This is a genomic window from Thermorhabdus hydrogeniformans (assembly GCF_049310025.1).
Taxonomy (GTDB): Bacteria; Bacillota; Thermosediminibacteria; order Thermosediminibacterales; family Tepidanaerobacteraceae; genus JBJYKD01.
Genome location: NZ_JBJYKD010000066.1, coordinates 1 through 2180 on the forward strand (window position 1 = coordinate 1; position 2180 = coordinate 2180).

Sequence of the window (2180 nt, forward strand, 5' to 3'; positions counted from 1 at the left end):
TTCGCTAAAATCAATAGTAACTTTCTTTTCCTGTCTGGGAGTGGTAATTATTACCTCTCCTGTTTTATTGTTAATGGTTAGAGCAGCATCCCACATCATTTTAATTTCACTTTGCAGTGCTTCGTACTCTACTTTCCAGTAACCGTTCTCAATGGCCTGTTTGATGAAGTCTAAGTCTTTTTCAAGCTTCTGTAGGTGACGGAGCTCATTAGTTTGGTATTTATGTTGCTCACGGAGTTCAGCTATCTTCTTATCTAGTGAAGAAGCTTCCTTCTCGTATTCTGATACCGATATTCTTCCTTTGCGGAAGAGGTAGTTCAGCCTTTCCTGCTCATCCTGCAATTCTTTCATTTGTTTAACCGAAGGCCCAACAAGAAGTTCCAGTTCCCGTTTTCTTTTTTCCCAGCTTTCTAAGTGAGCCATAATTGCTTCTTTCATCTGTTCTGGTTTCTGCAAAGCTTCCAATACCTTAAGTACAACCTGTTGGTCGAGCCAGTCGGCAGGAATTCTTGGAGAGTCGCAAGTTGGACTTCCATCCCTGTGGTAGCGTTTAAGTCTGCCATAGCAGGAGTAAACCGCCGTTGTTCCATGGTCATAGGTTCCTCTAAACTGTAACCCGCATATGCCGCAATGAATAATGCCAGTAAGCAGTGGCGTTTCATGTGTACGTTGCCAGAACTTGGCACGTTTCCTTCGTTCCTGCGCTAGCTGGTAAATGTGGTCATCAATAATTTGCGGGAAAGGAATAGGTATCCAGTCATCTTTAGTATATTCAGGTTCTGCATTTTTTCCGTCACGTCCGAAATAATTTTTTCCGATGTAGGCTTGATGAGTAAGAATCTGTCTTACTGTAGCGTTTGACCAATGTTTGACATACTCGCCTTTTTGACCTCTCTTACCTCTGACCCCTACCCGAACTCCACGGACAGCAGAGGGAGGGAGGATGCCCATATTTGTTAGCTTATCAGCAATAGCTTCCATACCCAATGGTTGGCCGCTTTCATCACCATACACATACCAGTGATAAATGAGCCTAACGATTCTTGCCTCTTCTTCGTTAATTTCAAATTCTCCCGTCTGTGGATTTTTCCTGTAGCCGTAGAGGACGTGACCACCCGGGAACTGACCTAATCGAGCTTTTTGATACTTTCCCATCTTCATCCTCTCGGTAATCATTTCTCTTTCCAGTTGAGCGAACACTGCGATGATTTGCATGACCGCTTTACCGATAGGAGTAGTAGTATCAAATTGCTCCTGTATGCTGATGAAGCCTATCCCGTTCCTCTCTAAAGCATCATCGAGGAGGTAGAGAGTATCTTTCAGGTTACGGCTTAATCTGTCAAGTTTCCAGACTACTACCACATCGAACTTCTTTAAATAAACATCTTCGAGAAGCTGCTGCAAGTCTGGCCTTTCCATAGAGGCACCGCTGTAACCGTCATCTCGGTAAATCCTTACAAGTTCCCATCCCTGAAGCTCACAATATTTCTTAATTGCTTGTGCCTGAGCTTCAAGAGAGTAACCGTGCTGGGTTTGTTCTTCCGTACTTACTCTAATGTAACCTACAGCCTTCGTCACAGTGGGACACCTTCTTCCACAGGCTGCTCTTTAGCCTTCTGTTGGAGCATGTTAAGCATGGAAATTGCCATGCAATAAAGCGCTAAGTCATCTCGTTTTATAAACCACTGGTCTCCATTATGAACAGTCTTTCTTCGTATCGCTGGAATTTTCTTTCGATGTACCGCTTGAAGTACTGCATTCGGACTTATCCCAAGGATTGCTGCAGCTTGTCGAGTGCTTAGCTCATCTTCCCTTGGTGGGTCAATATAGGTGTTCTGACCCTCAATAGCGTGCTGCCTGCGTGTCACTACTTTTAGGTTTTCTGGATGGTCATCGAGACAGTCGCCGTTGATGTGGTGAACAGCTTCGTTGTAACCGTCTAATTCTCTACCAAGTTTCTTCTCCATCACTATTCGAGCGTGAAGTACATCGCCACGTCCTGGAACCTTGGCGAATTTCCTAGGTTTATCATGACCGGCGAAGTCTTCAATATAGACCTCATAACCGCAGCAGTCGCATCTACCTAAATGAGTTTTAGCCAAAGCATTCACCTCCTACACCGTACTTATTAGCTCTATGTTTATATTTTAAGATGCTTCCTAGCAACTTAAAAGAGGGCT

The 2180-nt window shown here is 44.1% G+C and carries 2 protein-coding genes; both read right to left on the reverse strand.

The annotated features are described in order from the left end of the window. On the reverse strand, positions 1 to 1578 hold a 1578-nt coding region (locus ACKX14_RS15465), incomplete at its 3' end, for a recombinase family protein (protein ID WP_422449248.1). Further along, a complete protein-coding gene (locus ACKX14_RS15470; protein ID WP_422449250.1) occupies positions 1575 to 2102 on the reverse strand; it encodes a helix-turn-helix domain-containing protein in 528 nt (175 codons plus the stop codon). The genes ACKX14_RS15465 and ACKX14_RS15470, both read right to left, overlap by 4 nt. Between the last annotated feature and the right edge of the window lie 78 nt (positions 2103 to 2180).